Raw genomic sequence first — 26,451 nt, forward strand, 5'->3', positions numbered from 1 at the left:
TGCCGGCCCTGTAGAGATTAATCGCGGAAGTTCTTGAACTGGAACGGCTGCCCCAGATCGCCGCCGCGCACCAGCGCCATCACGCTCTGCAAATCATCGCGTGACTTGCCGGTCACCCGCACTTCTTCGCCCTGGATCTGCGCCTGCACCTTCAGCTTGCTGTCTTTGATCAGCTTGACGATTTTCTTCGCCACAGAGGTTTCAATCCCCTGCTTCAGCTTGGCTTCCACGCTGTAGGTTTTACCGCTGTGGGTAAACTCTTCCGGGATCTCCAGCGCGGCGCCGTCGATGCTGCGCTTGCTCAGCTTTTCGCGCAGAATGTCGAGCAGCTGCTGCACCTGGAAATCGGACTCGGTGGCAACCTTGATGCTTTGGTCTTTCTCGTTTAGCTCAAAGCTGGCCGGCACGTTGCGAAAATCCCAGCGGGTGCCGAGATCGCGGGTGGCGTTCTCAACGGCGTTACGTACTTCCTGCATATCAATTTCGGAAACAATGTCGAAAGATGGCATACTTCTTCCTCCTGAATGAGTGCCTAATAGCTTAGGCGATTTTGATGCCGAGCATGATAACCGCTTTGCCGCCTCAGACAAAATCTGCTGAACGCACGCAGGGATAGCGCTTCGGGCTGCCATAAAGCCTATAGTTAATTCACGGTAATTGAGCGGTATTCCCGTGTTTCCAAGGAGACTGGAATGAAAATAACCATTCTTGGTTGCGGCGCGCTCGGACAACTGTGGCTCTCCCGGCTGTATCAGCAGGGCCACGATGTACAGGGGTGGCTAAGAGTGCCGCAGCCTTTCTGCGCGGTGAACGTGATAGAGCCGGAAGGCGTCTCGTTTAATCGCAACTTGCCCACCAACGATCCGGAGCATCTTGCGCAAAGCGAGCTGCTGCTGGTGACGCTGAAAGCCTGGCAGGTGTCCAGCGCGGTCAGCGCGCTGCTGCCGAAGCTGAACCCCCAGTGCGCCATTTTGCTGCTGCACAACGGCATGGGCACCCAAGAGGAGCTGCCGCCGAACGGCCAGCCGATCCTGCAGGGCACCACCACCCACGCCGCGCGCCACGAAGGCAGCACCATTATCCACGTCGCCACCGGCATCACCCACATCGGCCCGACCTCGCCGGCCGCCCAGCACCTCAGCCACCTGGCGGAAGTGCTGCATCAGGCCCTGCCCGACGTTGCCTGGCACAACAACATCGCCTCGGCCAACTGGCGTAAGCTGGCGGTCAACTGCGTGATCAACCCGCTAACGGCGCTCTACGGCTGCCGTAACGGCGATCTGCAGCGCTACCCCGAGCAGATCGAAACGCTGTGCCGTGAAGTCGCCAGCGTGATGGCGATGGAGGGCTACCACACCTCCTGCGAAGGTCTGATGCAATACGTGATGGACGTGATCCACAGCACCGCCGACAACGTTTCATCGATGCTGCAGGATATCCGCAGCCAGCGGCACACCGAGATAGACTACATCACCGGCTACCTGCTGCGCCGTGCGCGCAGCCACGGCCTTACGCTGCCGGAGAATGCGCGGCTGTTTGAACTGATTAAACGAAAGGAAAATGAATATGAGCGTATCGGCGCTGGTCTGCCTGGCACCTGGTAGCGAAGAAACCGAAGCCGTCACCACCATCGATCTGCTGGTGCGGGCGGGCGTAAAAGTCACTACCGCCAGCGTCGCCGGCGACGGCGAGCTGACTATCGTCTGTTCGCGCGGCGTCAAGCTGCTGGCCGACGCGCCGCTGGTGGCGATCGTCGATGAACCTTTCGACGCCATCGTGCTGCCCGGCGGCCTGAAAGGCGCGGAATGCTTCCGCGACAGCCCGCTGCTGGTGGAAAAGGTGCGACAGATGCATCTGCAGGGCAACATCGTCGCCGCCATCTGCGCGGCGCCGGCGCTGGTGCTGCAGCACCACGATCTGTTCCCGGTCGGCAACATGACCGGCTTCCCTGGCCTGAAAGACCGGATACCGGCGGATAAATGGATGGAGCGCCGCGTGGTGTACGACGCCCGCGTCAACCTGCTCACCAGCCAGGGGCCGGGCACCGCGATGGAGTTCGCGCTGAAGCTGATAGACCTGCTGCTCGGCAAGGCCAAAGCGGCGGAGATCGCCGCGCAGCTGGTGCTGATCCCGGGGATGTACGATTTCCGCGACTGAGCGGCGTGCCGATAAAAAAAGGGCTGAACACCGGTTCAGCCCTTGTCGTTGATGGCGCTTCGCGCGTTACGGGCGATAAACCTTCACGTTGCTGAAGCCCTGCTCCAGCAGGTACAGCGCCTGCAGGCGGCTCATCACGCCGCGCTCGCAGTACAGCAGGTAGGTTTTGCTCTGGTCCAGATCGCCGAACTGGGTGCTCAGCTTGTAGAACGGCAGCGCTTTCACTTCAACCTGTTCCAGCTGCAGCGGCTTCTCTTCCTGCTCGTCGTTGGAGCGGATATCCAGGATCACCTCGTCGGCGCCGAAGGCCGCGACGGTTTCCACCTCGGTTACCTGCTCCTGCGCCTGCTCGGCGATAGAGCGAATATCGACGTTCTTCGCCTCGCTCACCACCCGGTCAAGAATGCTGAAATCGAAGTGGCTCTCTTCCTCTTCGATCTTGGCCTTGACGGCTTTCACCGTCGGGCTCTTCGAAATCACGCCGCAGTATTCCGGCATGGTTTTGGCGAAGTCTTCGGTGCCGATTTCGCGCGCCAGTTTGATGATGTGCTCTTTATCGTGCGAGATCAGCGGACGCAGGATCAGGGTATCGGACGCATTGTCGATCAAACGCAGGTTGGTCAGCGTCTGGCTGGAGACCTGCCCCAGCGCCTCGCCGGTCACCAGCGCCTGCACGCCGTAGCGTTCGGCCACTTGCGAAGCGGCTCGCACCATCATGCGCTTGAGCACCACGCCCATCTGGCCGTCGTCGACCTTCTCCAGGATCTCACCCACCACCGGCTCGAAGTCGATGGCGACGAAGCGCACCTTGTGCGAGCTGGCGAAGCGATTCCACAGATAGTGCGCCACCTGCTTCACGCCGATCTCGTGCGCGGCGCCGCCCAGATTGAAGAAGCAGAAGTGCACGCGGCAGCCGCGGCGCATCAGCATGTAGCTGGACACGCCCGAGTCGAAACCACCGGAAATCAGCGACATGACGTCTTCCTGGGTGCCGACCGGATAACCGCCGATGCCTTCGAGACGGCGTTTGACCAGCATCAGCTTGTCGTCTTCGATCTCCAGGTTGACCGTAACCTGCGGGCGGGTAAGGTTAACGCGCGCGCTTTCGATGTGTTGGTTCAAGCCGCCGCCGACGTAGCGCTCCACGTCCTGCGAGTTGAACGCCTGCTTGCCGCGGCGCTTGACGCGCACGCAGAAGGTTTTGCCTTCCAGCTGGGCGCGGTAGGCTTCCAGCGTCTGCTCGAAGATGTGGTGGATGTCGGTGTAAGCGCGATCTTCCACTTCCAGAACATGGTGGATGCCGGGAATGCGCGTCAGGGCGTCGGCAATGATCGGCCGCTGGTTTTCATCTTTGGCGCGAACTTCGATATGATCCCAGTGACGGACGACCGCCAGCGTTTCATCATACTGCTTCAGGACGTTGCGAATATTGGTCGAGAGAATCTTGATAAAGCGCAAGCGCACAGATTGGCTCTTGATGGTGATTTCCGGGAACAATTTAATGATAAACTTCATGGCGGTCTTTGTTGTCAGATAAGAATTACGGCGCGGAGTATATCACCATATCGCCGTGCTCTGCGCACAAAACCACACATGAGCGCCATGATTTGCTAATCAAGATCCGCTAGGATAGGCTCTGGTGCCACGGTTCACATGATGACGTAAAAAGAAAATTATGCCGAAAAAACCAGCACAATCAGCCAGTACAGAGCAAACTGCCAGCTTTGAAAGCGCCCTCGGCGAGCTGGAAAGCATCGTGACGCGTCTGGAGTCGGGCGAACTGCCGCTGGAAGACGCGCTGAACGAGTTCGAACGCGGCGTGCAGCTGGCGCGTCAGGGCCAGCAGAAACTGCAACAGGCGGAACAGCGTGTGCAGATACTCCTTAACGACAGCGCCGACGATGCGGCGCTGGCGCCTTTCACACCGGATACCGAGTAACCGACATGTCTGAGATCGCCCCATCGGCCGCTTTTGCCGATCAACTGCAGATTTTCCGCCAGCGCGCCGATCGCGCGCTGCTGGACTTCATCGCCCCGCTGCCGTTCAACGACGGCAACATGGTGGCGGCGATGCGTCACGGCGCCTTACTGGGCGGCAAGCGCCTGCGCCCGTTCCTGGTATACACCACCGGCCAGATGTTCGGCGTGTCGCTGGCCAACCTGGACGCGCCGGCAGCGGCGGTGGAATGCATTCACGCCTACTCGCTGATCCACGACGATCTGCCGGCGATGGACGACGACGATCTGCGCCGCGGCCAGCCGACCTGCCACATTAAATTCGGCGAAGCCAACGCGATCCTGGCCGGCGATGCGCTGCAAACGCTGGCGTTTTCGATCCTGGCCGATGCCGAAATGCCCGACGTGGCGCTACGCGATCGGCTGGCGATGATCTCCGAACTGGCAGCCGCCAGCGGTGTAGCCGGCATGTGCGGCGGCCAATCGCTGGATCTGGAGGCCGAAGGCAAGCACGTCGACCTGCAGGCGCTGGAGCAGATCCACCGCCATAAAACCGGCGCGCTGATCCGGGCAGCGGTGCGCCTGGGCGCGCTGAGCGCCGGCGAAGCCGGGCGAGCGGCGCTGCCGCAGCTGGATCGTTACGCCGCTGCGGTTGGCCTGGCGTTCCAGGTGCAGGATGACATTTTGGACGTTGTCGGCGAGACTGAAAAAATCGGCAAGCGCCAGGGCGCGGACCAACAACACGGAAAGAGTACCTACCCGGCGTTGCTCGGGCTTGACAGCGCGAAAGCAAAAGCGTGGGATCTCTATCAGGAAGCATTAGCTGCATTAGACACTTTGGCAGCGCAATCTTATAACACAGCGCCATTGCGAGCGTTAGCCAGCTTCATTATTGAACGCGACAATTAACGTGTGACGTTAACTCCTCTGATATGAGTATCGAATGAGTCTTGATATAGCCAAATACCCAACCCTGGCGCTAGCGGAAAACCCCGAGGAACTCCGCTCACTGCCCAAAGAGAGCTTGCCGAAGCTGTGCGATGAGCTGCGGCAATATCTGCTGAACAGCGTCAGTCGCTCCAGCGGCCACTTTGCCTCCGGGCTGGGTACCGTCGAACTGACGGTGGCGTTGCATTTCGTCTACAACACGCCGTTCGATCGCCTGGTGTGGGACGTCGGCCACCAGGCCTACCCGCACAAAATTCTGACCGGCCGCCGCGACCGCATCGCCACCATTCGGCAAAAAGACGGCCTGCATCCGTTCCCGTGGCGCGCCGAAAGCGAATACGACGTGTTGTCGGTCGGCCACTCGTCGACCTCGATCAGCGCCGGCCTCGGCATGGCGGTGGCGGCGGAGCGTGAAGGCAAAGGCCGCCGCACGGTGTGCGTGATCGGCGACGGCGCCATCACCGCCGGTATGGCGTTCGAAGCGATGAACCACGCCGGCGACATCAACCCGGACATGCTGGTGGTGCTGAACGACAATGAGATGTCGATCTCGGAAAACGTCGGCGCGCTGAACAATCACCTGGCGCAGCTGCTGTCCGGCAAGCTTTACTCCACCCTGCGCGAAGGCGGCAAGAAAGTGCTGGCCGGCGTACCGCCGATCAAGGAGCTGGTGAAACGCACCGAAGAGCACCTGAAAGGCATGGTGGTGCCGGGCACGCTGTTCGAAGAGCTGGGCTTTAACTACATCGGTCCGGTAGACGGGCACGACGTGCAGGGGCTGGTTGCCACGTTGAAGAACATGCGCGATCTGAAAGGCCCGCAGCTGTTGCACATCATGACCAAGAAAGGCCGTGGTTACGCGCCGGCGGAGAAGGACCCGATCAGCTTCCACGCCGTACCGAAGTTCGATCCTGCCAGCGGTACGCTGCCGAAAAGCGCCGGCGGTCTGCCGACCTATTCGAAAATCTTCGGCGACTGGCTGTGTGAAACCGCCGCCAAGGACAGCTCGCTGATGGCGATCACGCCGGCGATGCGCGAAGGCTCCGGCATGGTGCAGTTCTCCCGCGACTACCCGCAACAATATTTCGACGTGGCGATCGCCGAGCAGCACGCGGTCACCTTCGCCGCCGGGCTGGCGATCGGCGGCTACAAGCCGGTGGTGGCGATCTATTCCACCTTCCTGCAGCGCGCCTACGATCAGCTGATCCACGACGTGGCGATCCAAAAGCTGCCGGTGATGTTCGCCATCGATCGCGGCGGCATCGTCGGCGCCGACGGCCAGACCCACCAGGGGGCGTTCGATCTGTCGTTTATGCGCTGCATCCCGACCATGGTGATCATGACGCCGAGCGACGAGAACGAATGCCGCCAGATGCTGTATACCGGCTATCACTACAATGCCGGCCCGAGCGCCGTGCGCTATCCGCGCGGCAGCGGCACCGGCGCGGCGCTGGAGCCGCTCAGCCTGCTGCCGATCGGCAAAGGCGTGGTGCGCCGCCAGGGGGAAAAGATCGCCATTCTCAACTTCGGCACCCTGCTGCCGGAGGCCGCGCAAGCGGCGGAAGCGCTCAACGCCACGCTGGTCGACATGCGCTTCGTCAAGCCGCTGGACGAGCAGTTGGTGCTTGAACTGGCCGCCAGCCATGAAACGCTGGTCACGCTGGAAGAGAACGCGGTCATGGGCGGCGCCGGCAGCGGCGTCAACGAACTGCTGATGGCCAAACGCCGTCCGGTGCCGGTGCTGAACCTCGGCCTGCCGGACAGCTTCGTCTCGCAGGGCACCCAGGAAGAACTGCGCGCCGATCTGGGGTTGAACGCCGCCGGCATTCAGCGCCAAGTCGAAACCTGGCTGGCGCAGTAATCATCGCCACTCGCGCCAGACAAAACGCCTCCGCCTTCGGAGGCGTTTTCGTTTCCGCCCTCCGGGATCCACGCTACAGTTACTGTCTGAGCTGTGAATGGGAGGCAAGCATGAAGTACCTGAAACTGGGCAACACCGATCTTAACGTCTCACGCATCTGCCTGGGTTGCATGACCTACGGCGAACCGAACCGCGGCAATCACGCCTGGACGCTACCTGAAGAGAGCAGCCGCCCGCTGCTGAAACAGGCGCTGGAAGCCGGCATCAACTTTTTCGACACCGCCAACAGCTATTCCGACGGCAGCAGCGAGGAGATCCTCGGCCGGGCGCTGCGCGACTATGCGCGCCGCGAAGAGGTGGTGATCGCCACCAAGGTCTATTTCCCGCTGAGCAACCTGGAACGCGGCTTGTCGCGTGCCAAGATCATGCAGTCCATCGACGACAGCCTGCGGCGCCTGGGCACCGACTATGTCGATTTGCTGCAGATCCACCGCTGGGATTATGAAACGCCGCTGGAAGAGACGCTGGAAGCGCTGCACGACGTGGTGAAAGCCGGTAAGGCGCGTTACATCGGTGCCTCCTCGATGTACGCCTGGCAGTTCGCCAAGGCGCTGTATACCGCCGATCTGCACGGCTGGACGCGCTTCGTCAGCATGCAGGATCAATACAACCTGATCCAACGCGAAGAAGAACGCGAAATGCACCCGCTGTGCGCCGCCGAAGGCATCGCCGTGCTGCCGTGGAGCCCGCTGGCCCGCGGCCGCCTGACCCGCCCCTGGGGCGAAACCACCGCGCGGCTGGTTTCAGACCAGTTCGGCAAGAGCCTGTACGAGGAAACTGAAGGCATCGACGCCATTATCGCCGAGCGCGTTGCCGGCCTTGCCGACGAACGCGGCGTTTCGCGCGCACAGATCGCGCTGGCCTGGCTGCTGAACAAGCCGGCGGTCAGCGCGCCGATCGTCGGCGCTTCACGCAGCGAGCAGCTGGCTGACGCCATCGCCGCGGTCGATTTGAGTTTGTCGCCGCAAGAGGTCGCGGAGCTGGAGGCGGCCTACGTGCCGCATCGGGTGACGGGATTTGAATAAGAGAAGCGGGCGCGAAACAGCGCGCCCGTCTGTCAGAACAGCCCGATCGGCCAGTGGTGCCCAATCAGGTAGATGATGCCGGCGGACAGCACGCCGGCGATGATATCGTCGACCATGATGCCCATACCGCCATGCACGTTGCGGTCGAACCAGCGGATCGGCCACGGTTTCCACATATCCAGAATGCGGAAGATGACGAAACCGGCGGCAACCCAGCGCCAGTCGTTGACCGGCAGCGCCATCAGCGTGATCCACATGCCGACGAACTCGTCCCAAACAATGCTGCCGTGATCGTGCACCTTCATGTCTCTTGCCGTGCGGTGGCAAATATAGACGCCGATGCAAATGCTGAACATCACCGCCAGCGAGTAGAGCTGCCACGGTAGCTGGATCAGCAGCAGCCAGAATGGGATCGCCGCCAGCGATCCCATGGTGCCCGGCATCACCGGCGACAAACCGCTGCCAAACCCGGTGGCCAGCAGGTGCCACGGATTGCTCATCCGCAGCCGGCGCTTGGCTTCATCCATGGGTGCCCGGCTCCGCGTTGAAATGATCGAACCCAACCCAATCCAGCTCTACCGCTTCGTCGTTGCGATAATAGCGGATGCCTTCAGACAGCGGGCCAATCTGGCCGATGCAGGTGTAGTCGGCCCCCAGGTGGCTCAGCGCCACTTCCAACGCGCCGCGGTTGATCTCCGGCACGGTGAAGCACAGCTCGTAATCTTCGCCGCCCGCCAGCGCCCAACGCAGCGCCTGCTCGGCATCGGCGTGGCTGCTCAGCGCCTGCGACATCGGCAGCTCGTCCAGCACGATGCGCGCGCCGCACTCGCTGGCCTTCAGGATGTGCTTCAAATCGGAAATCAGGCCGTCGGAGATGTCGATCACCGAGCTGGCCAGATCGCGCAGCGCCTGCCCCTGCAGCACCCGCGGCTGCGGCCGCAGATGCCGAGCGATCAAATAATCGCGCGCCGCCGTCTCCGTCACCGCCAGGCGATCCTGCAGGATCGCCAGACCGGCGGCGCTGTCGCCCAGCGTGCCGGTCACATAGATCCAGTCGCCGATGCGCGCGCCGCTGCGGGTCAGCGCCCGGCCGGCCGGGATCAGCCCCTGAATGGTCAAGGTCATGCTCAGCGGCCCGCGCGTGGTATCGCCGCCGATCAGCTGCATGCCGTAATAGTTGAGCTGATCGAACAGGCTGTCGCTGAAGGCCTTCAGCCAGGGTTCGTTCACCTCCGGCAGGGTCAGCGCCAGCGAGAGCCAGGCCGGATCGGCGCCCATCGCCGCCAGATCGCTCAGATTGACCGCCAGCGCCTTATAGCCGAGATCGGCCGGATCGATGTCCGGCAGGAAGTGAATGCCCGCCACCAACGTATCGGTACTGACGGCCACCAGCTGTTTTTCCGGCACTGCCAGCAGTGCGCAGTCATCTCCAATGCCCAACTGTACATCCCGGCGCACGCGCTTAAACCGGTCAAAATAGCGGGCAATGAGGTCAAATTCGCCGCATGCCATATCGATATTCCACTAGAAGAAATTAAGGCCGGGGATGCCGGCCTTAATGTTTTACTTTTTCTTGCGAAGGGTTGGCGCCACTTTATCCAGCACCCCGTTCACAAACTTGTGGCTGTCTTCCGCGCCGAAGGTTTTCGCCAGTTCAATCGCTTCGTTGATCGCCACCTTGTAAGGGACATCCTCGCGCATTTTCAGTTCAAACAGCGCGACGCGCAGCACCGCGCGCTCCACCTGGCCCAGCTCTTCGAGCTGACGCGACAGGTACGGCGCCATCAGTTCGTCCAGCATACCTGCATTCACTGCCGCGCCGGACAGCAATTCGCGAAAATAGGCGACGTCAACATCTTTGACATCCTGCTCCGTCAGGAACTGGTGTTCAACATCGGCAAGGTCGTTTTTAGACAACTGCCAAGAGTAAAGCGCTTGAACAGCGCACTCACGAGCGCGGCGACGAGCAGCAGGTTTCACGGAATTCCCCTTAACTAAATTCAGGCTTTAATAGCTTTGATAACATTAATCATTTCAAGTGCGGTCAGCGCGGCTTCAGCGCCCTTGTTGCCCGCTTTGGTGCCGGCGCGTTCGATCGCCTGCTCGATGCTTTCGGTGGTCAGCACGCCAAAAGCAACCGGGATTTCGGCATTCATCGCAACGTTGCCGATGCCGGAGCTGGCTTCGCCCGCCACGTATTCGAAGTGCGCGGTGCCCCCACGGATAACGGTGCCCAGCGCGATAACCGCGTCGTATTTGCCGGTTTTGGCCAATACGCTCGCCGTCAGCGGCAGCTCGTAAGCGCCCGGAACCCAGACAACGGTGATGTTGTCGTCAGCAACCTGACCAATGCGTTTCAGCGCGTCGATGGCGCCTTCCAGCAGGCTGTCGTTGATGAAATTGTTAAAACGTGCAATTGCGATCGCCACACGGGCATTTGGAGTAGCAACAACACCTTCGATAACTTTCATGGGCTTTCCTTAAAAATGGGTTCAATACCCCGCAGGGGGGCGGATTCTATCATATTCTTTCATCGCCTGCGCGGCGCTTTTGTAAAACCGGCGCGCAGGCGCGCGATTCAGTGTTTCGCCCGCAGGCGCAAACGCAGATCGGGGCCGACCTGCCGCACGTCGCTAAAGACGAATTCCGGCGCGTCGGCCAACCGTTCCAGGCCCGGCAGGTGGCACAGGCCACGGCCATTATCGCCCAACAGTTTTGGCGCGACGTACAAAATGAGCTCATCCACCAGGCCGGCCTGCAGCAGCGCGCCGGCCAGCGATGCGCCCGCCTCCACCCAGATTGAATTCACCTGGCGCTTGGCCAACAGCATCATCATCACCACCAAATCGACGCCGCCGCCGTGCGCCGGGCAGATAAACTGCTCAACGTCTTGCGGCCAGGTCTGTTCATCCGCCTGCAGGCGCGCCAGCCAGGTGGCGCCCGGCTGCTGCACTACGCGGTGCTGCGGGGTAATGCGGTTTTGGCTGTCTAGCAGGATGCGCAGCGGCTGGCGTAGATTCTCGCGCGGATAGAGGCGCTGCGTCTCGGCGTCCAATTCATCCCAACGCACCGTCAACGATGGATCGTCCGCCAGCACGGTGGCGCTGGTGCTGAGAATGGCGGCGCTCTGCGCGCGCAGGCGCTGCACGTCCTGACGCGCTTCGGGAGAGGTGATCCACTGGCTCTCGCCGGAAGCCATCGCCGTGCGGCCGTCCAGCGACGCGCCCAGCTTCAGCTGCACGTAAGGGAAGCCGGTGCGCATGCGCTTGAGGAAGCCCGGATTGACCGCTTCGGCCTCGGCCAGCATCAGCCCGTGCCGCACCTCGACGCCGGCCTGCTGCAGCTTGTACAGCCCGCGCCCCGCCACCTGCGGGTTAGGATCTTGCATCGCCGCGACCACCCGCGTCACGCCGGCAGTCAGCAGCGCATCGGCGCAGGGCGGCGTGCGGCCGTGATGGCTGCACGGCTCGAGCGTGACATAGGCGGTGGCACCGCGCGCCTTGTCGCCCGCCATGCGCAACGCGTGCACTTCCGCGTGCGGCTCACCGGTGCGCAGATGGTAGCCTTCACCGACAATTTCGCCGTCGCGCACGATAACGCAGCCGACGTTCGGATTGGGCGCAGTGGTGAAACGCCCCAGCCGCGCCAGTTCGAAGGCGCGCGCCATGTAAAATTCGTCGTGATGCATGAAAGATCCTTTAGTCTTGCAGGCGGGCGATCTCTTCGCCGAACTCGCGCACGTCTTCGAAGCTGCGGTATACCGACGCGAAGCGAATATAGGCGACCTTATCCAGCTTTTTCAATGCGTCCATCACCAGATTGCCCACCAGTTTGGTCGGCACTTCGCGTTCGCCGGTGGCGCGCAGTTGGGATTTGATATGGTTAAGGGCGTTTTCCACGTCGTCCGAGCTCACCGGGCGCTTTTCCAGCGCTTTGAGCATGCCGCGACGCAGTTTGTCTTCGTTGAACGGCTCGCGCACCTCATCGCTTTTAATCACTCGCGGCATCACCAGCTCGGCCACCTCGAAGGTGGTGAAGCGTTCATTGCACACCAGGCATTGGCGGCGACGGCGCACTTGCGAACCGTCCCCCACCAGGCGGGAATCAATGACTTTGGTATCAACGGCGGCGCAGAAAGGGCAATGCATAACACGTCCTGATAAACGTTTTTTATAGATAAATGCAGTTTAACCCGAAGTGCAGCCACAACAAAGGGCGGCAGCCATTTGTTGCGACACGCGGCGGTAAGCCGGCGCCGATATGACTTTCGCCGGCGGGCGGGCTAAGCTGATAGCAGGAGATCCAGCATAGGAAATCGCCGTTATGACAACCTGTTACCCCAAAATTGCCCTGCTCGCCGCCGCCATGCTGCTGGCAGGCTGCGCGCACAACGCCGCCGTGCCCCAGCTGCGCCACCAGGTCGCCGCGCTGAACCAGAAAGTGAGCGTGCTGGCCGACCAAACCAGCGCGCTGGAGCGGCAGAACCAGCTCAATCAGCACTCCGACGACGGCGTCTACCTGCTGCCGGCGGCCCGGAGCGCCGCCCGTTTGCAAAGCGGCATCGGCGAACTGAGCGTATCACTGAGCCACATCAAGAGCGAAGCCAACGGCACGCAGGCGCAGCTGCATGTGCGCATCCTCTCGCAGGCCACGCTGCCGCCGTTCAACGCGGTGGTGGAATGGGGCCAACTGGACGCCGCCACCGGCCGGCCGTTGACCGCCGAGGCGCTGTCGCAACCGATCGCCAGCGCCGACTCGCTGCTGCCGAAACCCGGTCAGGACTTCGAGTTACGTTTCAGCGGCCTGACGCCGGAACAATTAGGCTATATCCGCCTGCACAGCCTGGTTTCGACCGCCCAACCGGCGGTGGTGCAGCAACGCTGAAACCCGAGGCAAAAAAAGGAGCGCCCATTGGCGCTCCTGCTCATTTCGCTGAATACTGCGGCGGTTAAGGCAGAATCGAAGGCTGATCTGCGCCCTCTTTTTCCACTTTTTGCTGCAGCATGTGCTCGCGTTTCATCCCCAGCTTCAACGCCAGCGCGGACGCGACGTAGATGGAAGAGATGGTACCGATCGACACGCCGATCAGCATCGCCAGCGAGAAGCCCTGCAGCATCGCGCCACCGAAGATGTACAGCATCAGCACCACCATCAGGGTGGTCCCGGAGGTCATCAGCGTACGGCTCAGCGTCTGGGTCAACGACACGTTCATGATCTCGTAAGGCGTGCCGCGGCGGATCTTGCGGAAGTTCTCACGAATACGGTCGGAAACCACGATGCTGTCGTTCAGCGAGTAGCCGATAACCGACATCAGCGATGCGACGATGGTCAGGTCAATCTCGATGTGGAACAGCGACAGCACGCCCAGCGTGATGATCACGTCGTGCGCCAGCGCGATAACCGCCCCCAGCGCCAGGCGCCATTCGAAGCGGAAACCAACGTAGATCAGGATACAGATCAACGCCACCAGCAGCGCCATGCCGCCGGTTTGCGCCAGTTCGCTGCCCACGCTCGGGCCGACGAACTCGATGCGCTTCACGGTGGCGTTTTTATCCACCGAGTCGTTGATCACGCCGATCACCTTGTTGCCCAGTTCCTGGCCTGCGGTGCCGGTTGCCGGTGGCATACGCACCATCACATCGCGGCTGCTGCCGAAGTTCTGGATGATCGGATCCTGGAACCCGGCCTTTTCCAGCGTATCGCGCATCAGATCGAGATTAGCCGGTTTCTCCAGATTGATTTCAATCACCGTACCGCCGGTGAAATCCAGACCCCAGTTAAACCCGCGCACCGACATGGTGACGATCGACGCGACCAACAGCAGCAACGAAATGCCGAAGGCCACGTAGTCCCAGCGCATAAAGTCGTAGACTTTACGGCCGTAGTTGAGTTGCTCAACAGTATAATCCTGTGCCACAACGCACTCCTCAGATAGACAGCTTGTTAATGCGTTTGCCGCCGTAAAGCAGGTTGACGATGGCACGGGTACCGACAATCGCGGTGAACATGGACGTCGCCACACCGATAGCGGTGGTGATCGCAAAGCCTTTGATCGAACCGGTGCCCACAGCGTACAGGATGACCGCGGTGATCAGCGTGGTGATGTTGGCGTCGACGATACTGGAGAACGCGCCTTTATAGCCTTCATGGATCGCCTGCTGAACGGATCTGCCGTTCTTCAGCTCTTCCTTGATACGTTCGTTAATCAGTACGTTGGCATCGACCGCCACCGCCAGCGTCAACACGATCCCGGCGATGCCCGGCATGGTCAGCGTCGCCCCCGGCAACAGGGACATCACGCCGACGATCAGCACCAGGTTGGCGACCAGCGCCGTGGTGGCGATCACGCCGAACTTACGGTACCAGACCACCATGAAGACGATGGACGCTACCAGGCCCCACAGACAGGCTTCCAGACCTTGGGTGATGTTCTGCTGACCCAGGGTTGGACCGATGGTGCGCTCTTCGACGATCTGAATCGGCGCGATCAGCGCACCCGCACGCAGCAGCAGCGAAAGCTGACGCGCTTCGTTCGGGTTGCCGATGCCGGTGATGCGGAAGCTGTTGCCCAGACGCGACTGAATGTTCGCCACGTTGATCACTTCTTCCTGTTTCACCAGCACCGCGCGGCCGTTGGCGTCTTTCTTGCCGCTGTCCTTATACTCCACGAACAGGGTCGCCATCGGCTTGCCGATGTTGTCTTTGGTGAAGTTGGACATGGCGGTACCGCCGGCGCTGTCCAGCGAGATGTTAACCTGCGGCTGGTTGTATTCGTCGGTGCTCGAGGTGGAGTCGGTGATGTGATCACCGGTCAGGATCACGCGCTTGTACAGCACGATCGGCTGGCCTTCACGGCTGTATTTCACCTCGGAGTCGCCCGGCACGCGGCCGTTGGCCGCCGCGGTGGCGTCCGCATTGGTGTTCACCAGACGGAACTCCAGGGTCGCGGTGGCGCCCAGAATTTCCTTGGCGCGCGCGGTGTCCTGAATGCCCGGCAGCTCGACCACGATGCGGTCTGCGCCCTGGCGCTGCACCAGCGGTTCGGCGACGCCGAGCTGGTTGACGCGGTTACGCAGGATAGTGATGTTCTGCTGTACGGCGTATTCGCGCGCTTCGCTCAGACGGGCGTCCGTCAGGCTGGCTTTCATGGTGTTGGCGCCGTTGGCGGACAGCACCAGATCGCGCTGACGCGGGCCGATGTAGCTAATGGCCTGATCGCGGGCCGCATCGTCGCGGAAACGCACTTCCACGCCGTTGTTGTCCAGCTTGCGGATAGACGCGTAAGGAATGCCCTTCTCACGCAGCTCGCTGCGCAGGGTATCCATGGTCTGTTCCTGCAGCTTGCTCAGCGCGGTGTCCATGTCCACTTCCATCAGGAAGTGCACGCCGCCGCGCAGGTCCAGGCCGAGTTTCATCGGCTCTGCGCCCAGCATGGCCAGCCAGGTCGGCGTGGCCGGCGCCAGGTTCAGCGCCACGACGAATTTGTCACCCAGTTCGTTCACCAGCGCTTCACGGGCGCGCAGCTGGACGTCAGGATCTTTAAAGCGAGCCAGGATGGCGCCATTTTCCAGCGCAATCGACTTGCTCGCGATGTTGTCTTTTTCTAATACGGTACGGACCTGGTCCAGCGTAGTTTCACTGGCGGCGACGCCGCGCGCGCCAGTGATTTGTACGGCCGGATCCTCACCGTAGATGTTGGGAAGCGCATAAAGCAGACCGACGAGGATCACGACGATCAGCATCAGATACTTCCACAAAGGATAACGGTTTAGCACGGCAATTCCCTTCGGGAAAAAAGATTACAGGGCCTTCATGGTACCTTTCGGCAGAACGGCCGCCACGAAGTCACGCTTGATCATCACTTCCGTGGTGTCGTTCAGCGCGATGGCGATGATGCCGGTGTCGGCCACTTTGGTCACGCGACCGATCAGGCCGCCGGTGGTCAGCACTTCGTCGCCTTTATCGATGGAGTCCATCAGCTTCTTGTGATCTTTAGCGCGTTTCTGCTGTGGGCGCAGGATCATGAAGTAGAAAATCAGGCCGAACACCACCAGCATAATGATCAGAGAGTACGGGCTTCCCTGAGCCGGAGCCCCTGCGGATGCGACGGCGTCAGAAATGAAAAAGCTCATTGAAATTCCCTCATTAAGTTATCAATTATTAGATCAAGCGTTTAAAGGCGGAATCGGCTTGCCGATCCGACCATAGAAATCCGCAACAAACTGCTCTAATTTACCCTCTTCGATAGCCTGGCGTAAACCCGCCATGAGGCGCTGGTAGTGACGCAGGTTATGAATCGTGTTCAGTCGAGCACCCAATATTTCGTTGCAACGGTCGAGATGGTGCAAGTAGGCGCGGCTGTAATGGCGACACGTGTAGCAATCACAGTCCTTATCCAGCGGAGAAGTATCATCCTTGTGCTTGGCATTACGGATTTTTACCACACCGTCAGTCACGAACAGATGGCCGTTGCGCGCGTTGCGGGTCGGCATAACGCAGTCGAACATGTCGATGCCGCGGCGCACGCCTTCCACCAAATCCTCCGGCTTGCCGACGCCCATCAAATAGCGTGGCTTATCTTCCGGAATTTGCGGGCAAACGTGTTCAAGAATGCGATGCATATCCTCTTTCGGCTCGCCTACAGCCAAGCCGCCCACAGCGTACCCGTCAAAGCCGATCTCCACCAGCCCTTTGACTGAAACATCACGTAAATCTTCGTAAACGCCGCCCTGGATGATGCCGAACAGCGCATTTTTGTTTTCCAGCTCGTCGAAACGCTGACGGCTGCGCTGCGCCCAACGCAGCGACATCTCCATCGAACGCTTGGCGTAGTCCCAGTCGGCCGGGTACGGTGTACATTCGTCGAAGATCATCACGATGTCGGAACCCAGGTCATACTGGATTTCCATCGATTTTTCCGGGCTCAGGAACACTTTGTCGCCGTTGATCGGGTTGCGGAAGTAAACGCCTTCCTCTTTGATCTTGCGCATCGCCCCCAGGCTGAACACCTGGAAACCGCCGGAGTCGGTGAGGATCGGGCCCGGCCACTGCATGAAGTCGTGCAGATCGCCGTGCAGCTTCATGATCTCCTGGCCCGGGCGCAGCCACAGGTGGAAGGTGTTGCCCAGCAGGATCTGTGCGCCGGTCTCTTTCACCTCTTCCGGCGTCATGCCCTTGACCGTGCCGTAGGTACCGACCGGCATAAAGGCCGGGGTTTCCACCACGCCACGGTCGAAGATCAGGCGACCGCGACGCGCGCGGCCATCGGTAGTTTGTAGTTCGTACTTCACAAAGCCTCCAGCATCAGAGAAACAGTCTGATGTCGTTGAAACGGGGCCGCGCCGTGGGCGCAGCCCGGGAAATTAACCGCCGACGGATTCGTTTTCCGCCTGCGGGTTACGGCTGATGAACATCGCATCGCCGTAGCTGAAAAAGCGATACTGCTCGGCCACCGCCTGCTGATAGGCGTGCATGGTGTTTTTATAGCCGGCGAAGGCCGACACCAGCATGATCAGGGTCGATTCCGGCAGGTGGAAATTGGTCACCAGCGCGTCGATCACCTGATAGTGATAGCCCGGATAGATAAAGATGCTGGTGTCGCCGAAGAACGGCGCAATCAGCGCCTCTTTGCTGGCCGCCGCGGCGCTTTCCAGCGAACGCACCGAGGTGGTGCCCACCGCCACCACGCGTTTGCCGCGCGCCTTGCAGGCCAGCACCGCCTCGACCACCTCTTGCGGCACTTCGGCGTATTCGGCGTGCATCACGTGATCTTCGATGGTTTCCACGCGCACCGGCTGGAAGGTGCCGGCGCCGACGTGCAGCGTCACGAACGCCATTTCCACGCCCTTGGCGCGCAGCGCCGCCAGCAGCGGTTCATCGAAGTGCAGGCCGGCGGTCGGCGCGGCGACCGCGCCCGGCTTCTCGCTGTAGACCGTCTGATACAGCTCGCGGTCGGCGTCTTCATCCGGGCGAGCGATATAAGGCGGCAGCGGCATGTGGCCGGCGGCGTTGAGGATAGTGAACACGTCGCGTTCGTCGTTGAAGCGCAGCTCGAACAGCGTCTCATGGCGCGCCACCATGGTGGCGGCGATGCTCTCGTCATCCCCCAACAGCAGCTCGGCGCCCGGCTTCGGCGCTTTCGACGCGCGCACGTGCGCCAGCACGCGATGGTCGTCCAGCACGCGCTCCACCAGCACTTCAATCTTGCCGCCGCTGACCTTGCGGCCGAACATGCGCGCCGGGATCACGCGGGTATTGTTGAACACCAGCAGGTCACCGGCTTCCAGCTTATCCAGCAGATCGGTGAATACGCCGTGCGTCAGCGCCCCGCTCGGCCCGTCCAGCTGCAGCAGGCGGCATGCGCTGCGTTCGGCCTGGGGATAGTGGGCAATCAGGGATTCGGGAAGTTCAAACGAAAAATCAGCGACGCGCATGGGTATTCACTTCTTCAATTTAGGGCTGGTTGGTAAAAAACAGGCGGCCTAGTCTAAAGCCGGGGGCGGTCAGCGGCAAGAAATAAGGAGGATTTGCCTGGCTTCGGGTATAGTTGAGGGATGAATTTTCTCGCTCATCTTCACCTGGCCATGCTGGCGGACAGCTCGCTGCTGGGCAACCTGCTGGCCGATTTCGTGCGCGGCAACCCCGCCGCCGACTACCCGCCCGACGTGGTGGCCGGCATCATGATGCACCGCCGCGTCGACGTGCTGACCGACAGCCTGCCGCAGGTGAAGGCCTGCCGCGACTATTTCAGCGCCCCTTACCGCCGCGTGGCGCCGATCACCCTCGACGTGGTGTGGGACCATTTTCTGGCGCGCCACTGGCAGCAGTTGGAGCCTTCGCGTGACCTGCACCAGTTTACCCAGGAAGCCCGCAGCCAAATCGAACCTTTTCTGCCGCTCACGCCGCCGCGTTTTCAGAATCTGAACGGCTACCTGTGGCCAGAGCGCTGGCTGGAGCGCTACGCCGAATTGCCGTTCATCGCCCAGGTGCTGCAGGGCATGGCCAGCCGCCGCCCGCGCCTCGAAGCGCTGGCCGGTTCGTTCGCCGACGTCGAGCAACATTATCATCAGCTTGAAACACAGTTCTGGCAGTTTTACCCGCAAATGATGCGGCAGGCGAAGGACAAAGCGCTCTGAGGTCAAGCCCAAGCCATTGAAATTGCAACGCCTTGCAAGAATTTACCTTTTGCCGCTTGCCCTTTTGTGGGAAAAGGTTATTTTTAAAGCTCGCTAAATTATATCAACGACTTTGATAGGTGAAAGCTATCTCATCGATTGGTCTTTTACCCTTTATTCACCAAGTCGCGGCCCCTATACTGGCCCTTGTTTTTACATCCACCCTTTAACACCTATTACAGGAGTAATTATGGTCCTGGTAACTCGTCAAGCCCCTGACTTCACTGCAGCTGCCGTACTGGGTAGCGGCGAAATCGTTGAAAACTTCAACCTGAAGAAGCACCTGAACGGCAAACCGGCCGTGCTGTTCTTCTGGCCAATGGACTTCACCTTCGTATGCCCTTCCGAGCTGATCGCTTTCGATCACCGCTATGAAGAGTTCCAGAAGCGTGGCGTTGAAGTGGTTGGCGTTTCCTTCGACTCAGAGTTCGTCCACAACGCATGGCGTAAAACCCCTGTCGACAAAGGCGGCATCGGTGAAGTGAAATACGCAATGGTTGCTGACATCAAGCGTGAAATCCAGAAAGCTTACGGCATCGAACACCCGGAAGCCGGCGTTGCGCTGCGCGGCTCTTTCCTGATCGACAAAGACGGCATCGTGCGTGCTCAGGTTGTTAACGATCTGCCAATCGGCCGTAACATCGACGAAATGATCCGTACCGTTGATGCGCTGCAATTCCACGAAGAGCACGGTGAAGTGTGCCCGGCTCAGTGGGAAAAAGGCAAAGCAGGTATGGGCGCTTCCCCAGACGGCGTTGCAAAATACCTGTCTGAAAACGCTGCCAAGCTGTAATTTCAGCCTGATAGTGAATCAACCGGCCCACGCGGCCGGTTTTTTTATGCCCCTTTATGGGGCAGACCGCCCACCTTCAGTGCTTTATTTCCCTGTTTCCGCTCACATTTCCCACCCTGCTCGCCGCGCGTGCGCCCATCTGCGGCTACTATCAATAACGCTGGCTCGCGCTTTGCAAGTGAACAGCGGCAAGCAAACACAACACAATAAAAAACTGACAGGGTAGGAATAACTATGTTTTTACAGAAATGGAGCAAACCCCTGACCATAGCGGCGCTGCTGGTCAGCGGCAGCCTGTATGCGGCATCCAACCCGGCGGTGGAAGCCAAAAACGGCATGGTGGTCACCTCGCAACACCTGGCCTCGCAGGTCGGCGTGGATATCCTGAAGATGGGCGGCAACGCCATCGACGCCGCCGTGGCGGTGGGCTATGCGCAGGCGGTGGTTAACCCCTGCTGCGGCAACATCGGCGGCGGCGGCTTTATGACCGTCCACCTGGCGGACGGCACCGACACCTTCATCAACTTCCGTGAAACCGCGCCGGCGGCGGCCAGCGCCAACATGTATCTGGATGCCGACGGCAAGGTAAAGAAAGACGCCAGCCTGCACGGCTATCTGGCGGCGGGCGTGCCGGGCACCGTGCTGGGAATGGAAACCGCGCGTGAGAAATACGGCAAGCTGAGCCGCGAACAGGTGCTGGCACCGGCTATCAGGCTGGCGCGCGAAGGCTTTGTGCTGACCCGCGCCGATACCGATATCCTCGACACCACCGTCGCGCGCTTCAAACAGGATCCCGAGTCGGCCAAAATCTTCCTGCGCCCGGACGGCAGCCCGCTGCAGCCCGGGGACAAACTGGTGCAAACCGATCTGGCCAATACGCTGGAAGCCATCGCCAAAGGGGGAACCGACGCCTTCTATAAAGGCAAGATCCCGCAGGCGGTGGAGGCGGCGGCCAAACAGGGCGGCGGCATCTTGACCGCGGCCGACTTCGCCAATTACAAGGTCACCGAAACCCCGCCGATTACCTGCAGCTATCGCGGCTACAAGTTCGTGTCGGCGCCGCCTCCCAGCTCCGGCGGCGTGACGCTATGCGAAATCCTCAACGTGGTGGAAGGCTACGACCTGAAAAGCATGGGCTTCAACTCGGCGGCGGCCATTCACACCATGACCGAAGCGATGCGCCATGCCTATATGGACCGTAACACCTACCTCGGCGACCCGGAGTTCATCAAGAATCCGATCGACCGGCTGGTGAGCAAGAGCTACGCCGAGCAGATCCGCAAGAAAATCGTCGCGGACAAGGCCACGCCGTCGGAAAACGTGCAGCCCGGCATGGAACCGCATGAGAAGCCGGAAACCACCCACTATTCGATCGTCGACCATGACGGCAACGCCGTCTCCACCACCTATACCGTCAACGGCCGCTTCGGCGCCGTGGTGATCGCACCGGGCACCGGCTTCTTCCTCAACGACGAGATGGACGACTTTACGGTCAAAGTGGGCGAGAAAAACCTGTACGGGCTGGTGCAGGGCACCGCCAACAGCATTGCCCCCGGTAAGCGCCCACTATCGTCGATGAGCCCGACGCTGGTGACCAAGGACAACAAGATCTTTATGGTGCTGGGCTCGCCGGGCGGTTCGCGCATCATCACCATCACCCTGCAGACCGCGTTGAACGTAATTGACCACGGCATGGCGCCGCAGGAAGCGGTCGACGCACCGCGCATCCATCACCAATGGCTGCCGGATGAGGTGTACTACGAACAGCGCGGCGTTTCCGCCGATACGCTGAAGTTGCTGAGCGGCATGGGCTATAAGATGGTCGAGCAAACGCCGTGGGGCGCCGCCGAACTGATCCTGGTCGGTTTGCCGGGCGCGGCGGGCGTCAGCCCGGCCAACTCCGGCAACGACTCGGCGGTTTCCGGCAAGGTGCGCGAAGGCTATCTGTACGGCGCCAACGACGTGCGTCGCCCGGCAGGTTCTGCGGTCGGTTACTGATGTAAACGCCTACTCACTTTTATCGCGGGGGCCCTTTGGCCCCCGCAGTTGCTTTAGCCTTCGCAGCGCCACAGGGTGGCCGACTCTTCCGCCAGCTGCAGGCGCAGCCCGCCCGCCGTTTCGCTCAGCTCTCCCCGCCCTTCCACGCGCCGCCACGGGCCGCGCGCCAACAGCGGGTTGTGCGGCAGCTGCGCCTGGCCGCTGCCGTCGCGCTGGAGCGCCACCAGCACCTGCTCCTGCTGATACAGGCGCACGAACACCAGCGTTTCTCCGCTGGCATACAGCACCTGGCAGCCGCCGCGGCGCAATGCCACGCTCTGTTTACGCAGCGCCGCCATGCGCTGGAACAGCGTCAACAGCGGCCGGTCCCAGTCGCCGACGTCCCACGGGAACGGCTTGCGGCAGAACGGATCGTTGCCGCCGTCCAGACCGATCTCATCGCCGTAGTAGAGACAAGGCACGCCTATCCAGCTCAGCAGCCACACCGCCGCCATCTGCATGCGCGCCGCGTTCCCCTGCAACAGCGTGAGGAAACGCGCGGTATCGTGGCTGTCCAGCTGGTTGAACTGGATCAGCTGGCGGCCGTGCGGCAGCCCGGCGCGGTAGCCGTCCATCCACTGCGCGCACCCGGCGGCGTCCAGCCGTACCGGGTGATAGGCCACGTCCAGCCCCGCCAAAAACGCCCGCACCGGCAGTGCGAACCCCATGTAGTTCATCGCCGCGTCCTCCACGCCAGCGTGCAGCCAGCGGCGCGCGTCGCCGAAGTGCTCGCCCAAGACGTAGGCCTGCGGGTTCTCCTGCTTCACCGCCTGATAGATGCCCGCCAGGTGGCGCAGATTGCCGGTGGCGCCGCCGTTCTCCCCCAGCATGTGCACCACGTCCAGCCGCCAACCGTCGATGCTGTACGGCGGGCGCAGCCAGTGGCGCACCACGCTGCCTTCTCCGCGATAGATCGCTTCCGCCACCTGCGGCTCGGCGAAGTTGAGCTTCGGCAGGCTGGCGTTGCCCTTCCAGTCGAGCGCGCGGCCGTCCGGGTAAAAGTTGAACCAGCCGCGATACGGCGAATCGGGGTGGTGACAGGCGCCGTTTTCGCCCTGGCGATGGCGGTCGAACCACGGATGCGAGTCGCCGGTGTGGTTGAATACCCCGTCCAGCACCAGTTTCATGCCCACCTTGTGAGTGCTCACTCGCAAACGCTGCAGCGCCGCGTTGCCGCCGAAGTGCGGATCGACCTGGTAATAGTCCTCGGTATCGTACTTATGCACACTCGGCGCGGTAAAAATCGGGTTCAGATACAGCGCCGTCACGCCCAGCTGCTGCAAATACGGCAGTTTGGCGCTGATACCATCCAGATCGCCGCCATAAAAGGTCGAGGCGGCGTGGCGATCCTCCAGCGGATGCTGCCAGTCGCGCCGAATCACCTCGGCACCGGCCGCGTGATGGCGGTAGCTGCCGCTCTGGATGCCGTGCTCGCCGCCGCTGCTGGCGAAGCGATCGGGGAAAATCTGGTAGAACAGCTGATCCGCCACCCATTCGGGGCCGCTGTCAGGCTCGTCGATGGCGAACTGCGCCAGCTGGCCCGGCGGCGTTGGCGACCAACCCTGCGGGCCGAACCACTGCTGGCGATCGGCCCACAGCAGCTTGAAGCAGTAACGCCGCGTCGGCTCGCCCTCATTCAGCGTCAGGCTGGCCTGGTAGCGCCGCATTCCCTCGTGGCGCTGCGCTTTCATCGCCAGCAGCCACTCTTCGTTGTCCGGTTCGGCGCGCAAAAACACCCGTTCCGGCAGTTCATCCCCCTGTAACCACAGCGTGATATCCAAACGTTGCCCTTGCTTCACCACAAAAGGCGGGACCGGTTGATGCCAGGCGTTAAGCATACTGTTTCTCCTGCTGTACCAAACGAAATCGACGGCGTTCTTCAAGAAGCGAACAATGCCACGTTAAGTGCAACTCCCCCTCCTCTCTGGCCGCAAAACCCGGGGATGAGCCGGGGGGCGGAGACCGAAAAATAACGCTAACCCGATGTAAAAAAAGGTAAACAGGTACAAATCCTGCACGTTACCCCTTAGGCTAACGCGTTTTAAGTTTACAGGATATTTTTTGCGCATTTTTTAAGGAGCGGTAATGCAACAACAGATAACGCGCTGGCTGGAACAATTTGGTTTGGAATTCGGCGGAGTGATGTCGCTGTTGATGGTATTGGGGTTGATTGTCCTGATCTCGGTCGCGATCCACCTGGTGCTGCACCGGGTGGTGTTGGCCGCCCTTCAGCGCCGTGGCCAGCAATCGCAGCGCGTCTGGCAACAGGCCATCACCCAATACAAACTGTTCCAGCGCGTGGCGCTGCTGCTGCAAGGGGTGATCATCAGCATCCAGGCGACGCTGTGGTTGCAGAGTGGCAGCCAGACCCAGGCGGTGATCGTCACCGCCGCGCAGGTGTGGATCCTCGCCTTCACCCTGCTGTCGCTGTTCTCGCTGCTGGATACGCTGCTGGCGCTGCTGCGCCAAAGCCCGATCTCCAATCAGCTGCCGCTGCGCGGCATTTTCCAGGGCCTGAAACTGGTGGCGGCGATCCTGATCGGCATCATGATCGTCTCGCTGCTGATGGGCAAATCGCCGCTGCTGCTGCTCAGCGGCCTGGGCGCCATGACCGCGGTCTTGATGTTGGTGTTCAAGGATCCGATCCTCGGGCTGGTGGCCGGCATTCAGCTCTCCGCCAACGATATGCTGAAGATCGGCGACTGGCTGGAAATGCCGAAATACGGCGCCGACGGCGCGGTCACCGACATCGGCCTGACCACGGTCAAAGTGCGTAACTGGGACAACACCGTCACCACCATTCCCACCTACGCGCTGATCTCCGACTCGTTCAAAAACTGGCGGTCGATGTCGGAATCCGGCGGGCGTCGCATCAAGCGCAGCCTGAATATCGACACCGGCAGCGTGCACTTCCTGTCGGAAGAGGAACAGCGCCGCCTGCAGCGCAACCCGCTGCTGCACCGCTACCTGAACGTCAAGACCCAGGAGCTGAGCCAGCATAACCAGGAGATCGCCGTCGATCTGGCCTCGCCGCTCAACGGCCGCCGCCTGACCAACCTCGGCACGCTGCGCGCCTATCTGGAAGCCTATCTGCGCGCTCACCCGCGCATTCACCAGAACATGACGCTGATGGTGCGCCAGCTGGCGCCGACGCCGGAAGGCCTGCCGCTGGAAATCTACGCCTTCACCAACACCACGGTCTGGGCGGAGTATGAAAGCATTCAGGCGGATATTTTCGACCATATTCTGGCGGTGATCGACGAGTTCGGCCTGCGCGTGCATCAGACGCCAACCGGCAATGACCTGCGCGGCATGCTGCTACAAAACGCGAACGCTTCCTGACGTCGGCTGACGTAACTGTGTCTGCTGGTAATGATGTTCTTTCAATTGCCAGCAGATATCTCCATCCCCTTCTTTTCCCCGGCGAAAACGGCGTTAATGCGCCATCACCTTCACCACCGAGAGGGAAAGCCCTTGCTGAAACGGTTACGTCATCGGCTGTTTACCCTGATGGCCACCCTGCTGTTTATCGGCTGCCTGCACAGCGCTTCGCTGGACGAAAGCCGCATGCCCCGCAACCTGCAACCTTCTCTGAGCGCGCTCAGCAGCAATATGCAAGACATTCGAGAAGTGTTGGCGCGCTGCGCCGGCGAGGAAGAGGAAGAACGCCTTAACGGCAGCGACATGCGTATCGAAGCGCGCGCCGCCGGGGAGGATGAAGTGGAAGACAAACGCCTGGCATAGTAGGTTAAAAAACGCCCCATCTTGTTGCGCCACACGCAACACCTGGCTATGATGCGTATAGCGCAACACTCATGGAGCCATCAGGATGATAAGAAGCTTCAAACATAAGGGACTCAAAAAGTTTTTCGAAACCGGTTCAACGGCGGGTATCGACCCCAAGCAGGCGAAGAAAATCGCGCTGCGGCTGAGCGTGCTGGATCTGGCGAAAGTGATTGATGACGTGGATCTGCCCGGCTTTTTCTTGCACCCGCTAACGGGCGCTCGCAGCGGGCAATGGTCCGTCACCGTAACCGGCAACTGGCGTATCACGTTTGAACTGGTCGAGGGTGATGTTTATATCGTGAATTATGAGGACTATCACTAATGAACCGCATGCATAATCCCCCTCATCCTGGCGAGTTGATCAAAGAAACCATGGAAACGTTGAATCTCAGCGCGCGCGCGCTGGCTAAAGCGCTGGACGTCGCGCCCTCCACGGTGCAACGCCTGATCAGCGGAAAGTCCGATATCTCGCCGGAAATGGCCATCCGCCTGTCCATCGTGATAGGCAGTTCCGAACAGGTTTGGATGGGCATGCAGGATGCTTACGATCTGTGGCAGGCCAGGCAGTCCATCGACGTTTCGAAACTGCGCAAGCTGGATTTCGCTTGACGCCTGCCCCTAAAAAAACACCGGCCTCAGCCGGTGTTTTTCCAT

The 26,451-nt window shown here is 60.9% G+C and carries 28 protein-coding genes; 14 read left to right on the forward strand and 14 right to left on the reverse strand.

Annotated elements, in window-relative coordinates; all coding sequences use genetic code 11:
- Positions 1-17: 17 nt before the first annotated feature.
- Complete coding sequence (locus M6G53_RS04940) at positions 18-509, reverse strand: YajQ family cyclic di-GMP-binding protein (protein WP_025301759.1); 492 nt, start codon at positions 507-509, stop codon at positions 18-20.
- A gap of 183 nt (positions 510-692) precedes the next feature.
- Here M6G53_RS04940 and panE point away from each other — a divergent pair, with 183 nt between their 5' ends.
- Together panE and yajL are read left to right on the forward strand one after the other, a co-directional pair.
- Positions 693-1,604, forward strand: a complete 912-nt coding sequence (gene panE, locus M6G53_RS04945; RefSeq protein WP_033647309.1) for a 2-dehydropantoate 2-reductase — start codon at positions 693-695, stop codon at positions 1,602-1,604.
- On the forward strand, positions 1,567-2,157 hold the full coding sequence (gene yajL, locus M6G53_RS04950) for a protein deglycase YajL (protein WP_253329430.1): 591 nt from the start codon (positions 1,567-1,569) through the stop codon (positions 2,155-2,157). Before panE ends, yajL begins: the two co-directional genes overlap by 38 nt.
- A gap of 66 nt (positions 2,158-2,223) precedes the next feature.
- Here the strand turns inward: yajL and thiI are convergent, their stop codons facing one another.
- A complete protein-coding gene (gene thiI, locus M6G53_RS04955) occupies positions 2,224-3,672 on the reverse strand; it encodes a tRNA uracil 4-sulfurtransferase ThiI (protein WP_253329432.1) in 1,449 nt (482 codons plus the stop codon).
- 160 nt (positions 3,673-3,832) lie between these two features.
- On the opposite strand from thiI, the gene xseB reads away from it, so the two are divergent.
- The 4 genes from xseB to M6G53_RS04975 all read left to right on the forward strand — a co-directional run bounded on the left by xseB (position 3,833) and on the right by M6G53_RS04975 (position 8,007).
- Complete coding sequence (gene xseB / locus M6G53_RS04960; RefSeq protein WP_033642062.1) at positions 3,833-4,096, forward strand: exodeoxyribonuclease VII small subunit; 264 nt, start codon at positions 3,833-3,835, stop codon at positions 4,094-4,096.
- Positions 4,097-4,101: 5 nt separating this feature from the next.
- Positions 4,102-5,022 (forward strand): (2E,6E)-farnesyl diphosphate synthase, encoded by a 921-nt coding sequence (gene ispA / locus M6G53_RS04965; protein ID WP_253329434.1) that lies wholly within the window; start codon positions 4,102-4,104, stop codon positions 5,020-5,022.
- A gap of 34 nt (positions 5,023-5,056) precedes the next feature.
- Positions 5,057-6,922 (forward strand): 1-deoxy-D-xylulose-5-phosphate synthase, encoded by a 1,866-nt coding sequence (dxs, locus tag M6G53_RS04970; protein WP_253329436.1) that lies wholly within the window; start codon positions 5,057-5,059, stop codon positions 6,920-6,922.
- Positions 6,923-7,032: 110 nt separating this feature from the next.
- On the forward strand, positions 7,033-8,007 hold the full coding sequence (locus tag M6G53_RS04975; protein WP_253329437.1) for an aldo/keto reductase: 975 nt from the start codon (positions 7,033-7,035) through the stop codon (positions 8,005-8,007).
- Between the two features lie 32 nt (positions 8,008-8,039).
- Here the strand turns inward: M6G53_RS04975 and pgpA are convergent, their stop codons facing one another.
- The 6 genes from pgpA to nrdR all read right to left on the reverse strand — a co-directional run bounded on the left by pgpA (position 8,040) and on the right by nrdR (position 12,155).
- Positions 8,040-8,534, reverse strand: a complete 495-nt coding sequence (gene pgpA / locus M6G53_RS04980) for a phosphatidylglycerophosphatase A (RefSeq protein ID WP_253329439.1) — start codon at positions 8,532-8,534, stop codon at positions 8,040-8,042.
- A complete protein-coding gene (thiL, locus tag M6G53_RS04985; RefSeq protein WP_253329441.1) occupies positions 8,527-9,519 on the reverse strand; it encodes a thiamine-phosphate kinase in 993 nt (330 codons plus the stop codon). Before thiL ends, pgpA begins: the two co-directional genes overlap by 8 nt.
- Before the next feature lie 51 nt (positions 9,520-9,570).
- Positions 9,571-9,987, reverse strand: a complete 417-nt coding sequence (gene nusB / locus M6G53_RS04990; protein WP_004940384.1) for a transcription antitermination factor NusB — start codon at positions 9,985-9,987, stop codon at positions 9,571-9,573.
- Between the two features lie 20 nt (positions 9,988-10,007).
- A complete protein-coding gene (gene ribH / locus M6G53_RS04995; RefSeq protein ID WP_004940385.1) occupies positions 10,008-10,478 on the reverse strand; it encodes a 6,7-dimethyl-8-ribityllumazine synthase in 471 nt (156 codons plus the stop codon).
- A gap of 107 nt (positions 10,479-10,585) precedes the next feature.
- Entirely contained in the window at positions 10,586-11,695 is a 1,110-nt protein-coding gene (ribD, locus tag M6G53_RS05000) for a bifunctional diaminohydroxyphosphoribosylaminopyrimidine deaminase/5-amino-6-(5-phosphoribosylamino)uracil reductase RibD (RefSeq protein ID WP_253329443.1), read from the reverse strand.
- A gap of 10 nt (positions 11,696-11,705) precedes the next feature.
- A complete protein-coding gene (gene nrdR / locus M6G53_RS05005; RefSeq protein ID WP_004940387.1) occupies positions 11,706-12,155 on the reverse strand; it encodes a transcriptional regulator NrdR in 450 nt (149 codons plus the stop codon).
- A 175-nt stretch (positions 12,156-12,330) separates the two neighbouring features.
- On the opposite strand from nrdR, the gene M6G53_RS05010 reads away from it, so the two are divergent.
- Positions 12,331-12,891, forward strand: coding sequence for a SadB/YajI family lipoprotein (locus tag M6G53_RS05010; RefSeq protein ID WP_253329445.1), 561 nt, complete (start codon positions 12,331-12,333; stop codon positions 12,889-12,891).
- A gap of 64 nt (positions 12,892-12,955) precedes the next feature.
- Here M6G53_RS05010 and secF read toward each other — a convergent pair whose 3' ends face one another.
- From secF to queA, 5 genes are all read right to left on the reverse strand, one after another.
- On the reverse strand, positions 12,956-13,924 hold the full coding sequence (secF, locus tag M6G53_RS05015) for a protein translocase subunit SecF (RefSeq protein WP_253329448.1): 969 nt from the start codon (positions 13,922-13,924) through the stop codon (positions 12,956-12,958).
- A 10-nt stretch (positions 13,925-13,934) separates the two neighbouring features.
- Positions 13,935-15,782 (reverse strand): protein translocase subunit SecD, encoded by a 1,848-nt coding sequence (secD, locus tag M6G53_RS05020; protein WP_253329450.1) that lies wholly within the window; start codon positions 15,780-15,782, stop codon positions 13,935-13,937.
- Positions 15,783-15,806: 24 nt separating this feature from the next.
- Entirely contained in the window at positions 15,807-16,139 is a 333-nt protein-coding gene (gene yajC, locus M6G53_RS05025) for a preprotein translocase subunit YajC (RefSeq protein WP_253329453.1), read from the reverse strand.
- Positions 16,140-16,172: 33 nt separating this feature from the next.
- Entirely contained in the window at positions 16,173-17,297 is a 1,125-nt protein-coding gene (gene tgt, locus M6G53_RS05030; RefSeq protein ID WP_253329455.1) for a tRNA guanosine(34) transglycosylase Tgt, read from the reverse strand.
- Positions 17,298-17,369: 72 nt separating this feature from the next.
- Complete coding sequence (queA, locus tag M6G53_RS05035) at positions 17,370-18,440, reverse strand: tRNA preQ1(34) S-adenosylmethionine ribosyltransferase-isomerase QueA (RefSeq protein ID WP_253329457.1); 1,071 nt, start codon at positions 18,438-18,440, stop codon at positions 17,370-17,372.
- A 120-nt stretch (positions 18,441-18,560) separates the two neighbouring features.
- Here queA and M6G53_RS05040 point away from each other — a divergent pair, with 120 nt between their 5' ends.
- The 3 genes from M6G53_RS05040 to ggt all read left to right on the forward strand — a co-directional run bounded on the left by M6G53_RS05040 (position 18,561) and on the right by ggt (position 21,972).
- On the forward strand, positions 18,561-19,142 hold the full coding sequence (locus M6G53_RS05040) for an ACP phosphodiesterase (RefSeq protein WP_253329459.1): 582 nt from the start codon (positions 18,561-18,563) through the stop codon (positions 19,140-19,142).
- A gap of 229 nt (positions 19,143-19,371) precedes the next feature.
- The gene (locus M6G53_RS05045) at positions 19,372-19,974 is read left to right on the forward strand and encodes a peroxiredoxin C (protein WP_019454212.1); all 603 of its coding nucleotides are present in this window, start codon (positions 19,372-19,374) and stop codon (positions 19,972-19,974) included.
- 234 nt (positions 19,975-20,208) lie between these two features.
- Positions 20,209-21,972 (forward strand): gamma-glutamyltransferase, encoded by a 1,764-nt coding sequence (ggt, locus tag M6G53_RS05050; protein ID WP_253329461.1) that lies wholly within the window; start codon positions 20,209-20,211, stop codon positions 21,970-21,972.
- A gap of 53 nt (positions 21,973-22,025) precedes the next feature.
- On the opposite strand, the gene malZ is transcribed toward ggt, so the two are convergent.
- The gene (gene malZ, locus M6G53_RS05055; protein ID WP_253329463.1) at positions 22,026-23,849 is read right to left on the reverse strand and encodes a maltodextrin glucosidase; all 1,824 of its coding nucleotides are present in this window, start codon (positions 23,847-23,849) and stop codon (positions 22,026-22,028) included.
- A 247-nt stretch (positions 23,850-24,096) separates the two neighbouring features.
- On the opposite strand from malZ, the gene M6G53_RS05060 reads away from it, so the two are divergent.
- The 4 genes from M6G53_RS05060 (at position 24,097) to M6G53_RS05075 (ending at position 26,406) form a co-directional block, all read left to right on the forward strand.
- Positions 24,097-25,353, forward strand: a complete 1,257-nt coding sequence (locus tag M6G53_RS05060) for a mechanosensitive ion channel family protein (protein ID WP_253329465.1) — start codon at positions 24,097-24,099, stop codon at positions 25,351-25,353.
- A gap of 132 nt (positions 25,354-25,485) precedes the next feature.
- Complete coding sequence (locus M6G53_RS05065; RefSeq protein ID WP_253329467.1) at positions 25,486-25,755, forward strand: hypothetical protein; 270 nt, start codon at positions 25,486-25,488, stop codon at positions 25,753-25,755.
- Between the two features lie 85 nt (positions 25,756-25,840).
- Positions 25,841-26,119 (forward strand): type II toxin-antitoxin system RelE/ParE family toxin, encoded by a 279-nt coding sequence (locus M6G53_RS05070; protein WP_253329469.1) that lies wholly within the window; start codon positions 25,841-25,843, stop codon positions 26,117-26,119.
- Complete coding sequence (locus tag M6G53_RS05075) at positions 26,119-26,406, forward strand: HigA family addiction module antitoxin (RefSeq protein WP_025160069.1); 288 nt, start codon at positions 26,119-26,121, stop codon at positions 26,404-26,406. The genes M6G53_RS05070 and M6G53_RS05075 overlap by 1 nt, the downstream gene beginning before the upstream one ends.
- Positions 26,407-26,451: the final 45 nt, after the last annotated feature.

Source organism: Serratia nevei, assembly GCF_024160145.1.
Taxonomy (GTDB): Bacteria; Pseudomonadota; Gammaproteobacteria; order Enterobacterales; family Enterobacteriaceae; genus Serratia; species Serratia nevei_A.

Coding starts and splice junctions, on each gene's coding strand:
- M6G53_RS04940 (WP_025301759.1), bottom strand. CDS start 509: ATGCCATCTTTCGACATTGTTTCCGAAATTGATATGCAGGAAGTACGT.
- panE (WP_033647309.1), top strand. CDS start 693: ATGAAAATAACCATTCTTGGTTGCGGCGCGCTCGGACAACTGTGGCTC.
- yajL (WP_253329430.1), top strand. CDS start 1,567: ATGAGCGTATCGGCGCTGGTCTGCCTGGCACCTGGTAGCGAAGAAACC.
- thiI (WP_253329432.1), bottom strand. CDS start 3,672: ATGAAGTTTATCATTAAATTGTTCCCGGAAATCACCATCAAGAGCCAA.
- xseB (WP_033642062.1), top strand. CDS start 3,833: ATGCCGAAAAAACCAGCACAATCAGCCAGTACAGAGCAAACTGCCAGC.
- ispA (WP_253329434.1), top strand. CDS start 4,102: ATGTCTGAGATCGCCCCATCGGCCGCTTTTGCCGATCAACTGCAGATT.
- dxs (WP_253329436.1), top strand. CDS start 5,057: ATGAGTCTTGATATAGCCAAATACCCAACCCTGGCGCTAGCGGAAAAC.
- M6G53_RS04975 (WP_253329437.1), top strand. CDS start 7,033: ATGAAGTACCTGAAACTGGGCAACACCGATCTTAACGTCTCACGCATC.
- pgpA (WP_253329439.1), bottom strand. CDS start 8,534: ATGGATGAAGCCAAGCGCCGGCTGCGGATGAGCAATCCGTGGCACCTG.
- thiL (WP_253329441.1), bottom strand. CDS start 9,519: ATGGCATGCGGCGAATTTGACCTCATTGCCCGCTATTTTGACCGGTTT.
- ribH (WP_004940385.1), bottom strand. CDS start 10,478: ATGAAAGTTATCGAAGGTGTTGTTGCTACTCCAAATGCCCGTGTGGCG.
- ribD (WP_253329443.1), bottom strand. CDS start 11,695: ATGCATCACGACGAATTTTACATGGCGCGCGCCTTCGAACTGGCGCGG.
- nrdR (WP_004940387.1), bottom strand. CDS start 12,155: ATGCATTGCCCTTTCTGCGCCGCCGTTGATACCAAAGTCATTGATTCC.
- M6G53_RS05010 (WP_253329445.1), top strand. CDS start 12,331: ATGACAACCTGTTACCCCAAAATTGCCCTGCTCGCCGCCGCCATGCTG.
- yajC (WP_253329453.1), bottom strand. CDS start 16,139: ATGAGCTTTTTCATTTCTGACGCCGTCGCATCCGCAGGGGCTCCGGCT.
- queA (WP_253329457.1), bottom strand. CDS start 18,440: ATGCGCGTCGCTGATTTTTCGTTTGAACTTCCCGAATCCCTGATTGCC.
- M6G53_RS05040 (WP_253329459.1), top strand. CDS start 18,561: ATGAATTTTCTCGCTCATCTTCACCTGGCCATGCTGGCGGACAGCTCG.
- M6G53_RS05045 (WP_019454212.1), top strand. CDS start 19,372: ATGGTCCTGGTAACTCGTCAAGCCCCTGACTTCACTGCAGCTGCCGTA.
- ggt (WP_253329461.1), top strand. CDS start 20,209: ATGTTTTTACAGAAATGGAGCAAACCCCTGACCATAGCGGCGCTGCTG.
- malZ (WP_253329463.1), bottom strand. CDS start 23,849: ATGCTTAACGCCTGGCATCAACCGGTCCCGCCTTTTGTGGTGAAGCAA.
- M6G53_RS05060 (WP_253329465.1), top strand. CDS start 24,097: ATGCAACAACAGATAACGCGCTGGCTGGAACAATTTGGTTTGGAATTC.
- M6G53_RS05070 (WP_253329469.1), top strand. CDS start 25,841: ATGATAAGAAGCTTCAAACATAAGGGACTCAAAAAGTTTTTCGAAACC.
- M6G53_RS05075 (WP_025160069.1), top strand. CDS start 26,119: ATGAACCGCATGCATAATCCCCCTCATCCTGGCGAGTTGATCAAAGAA.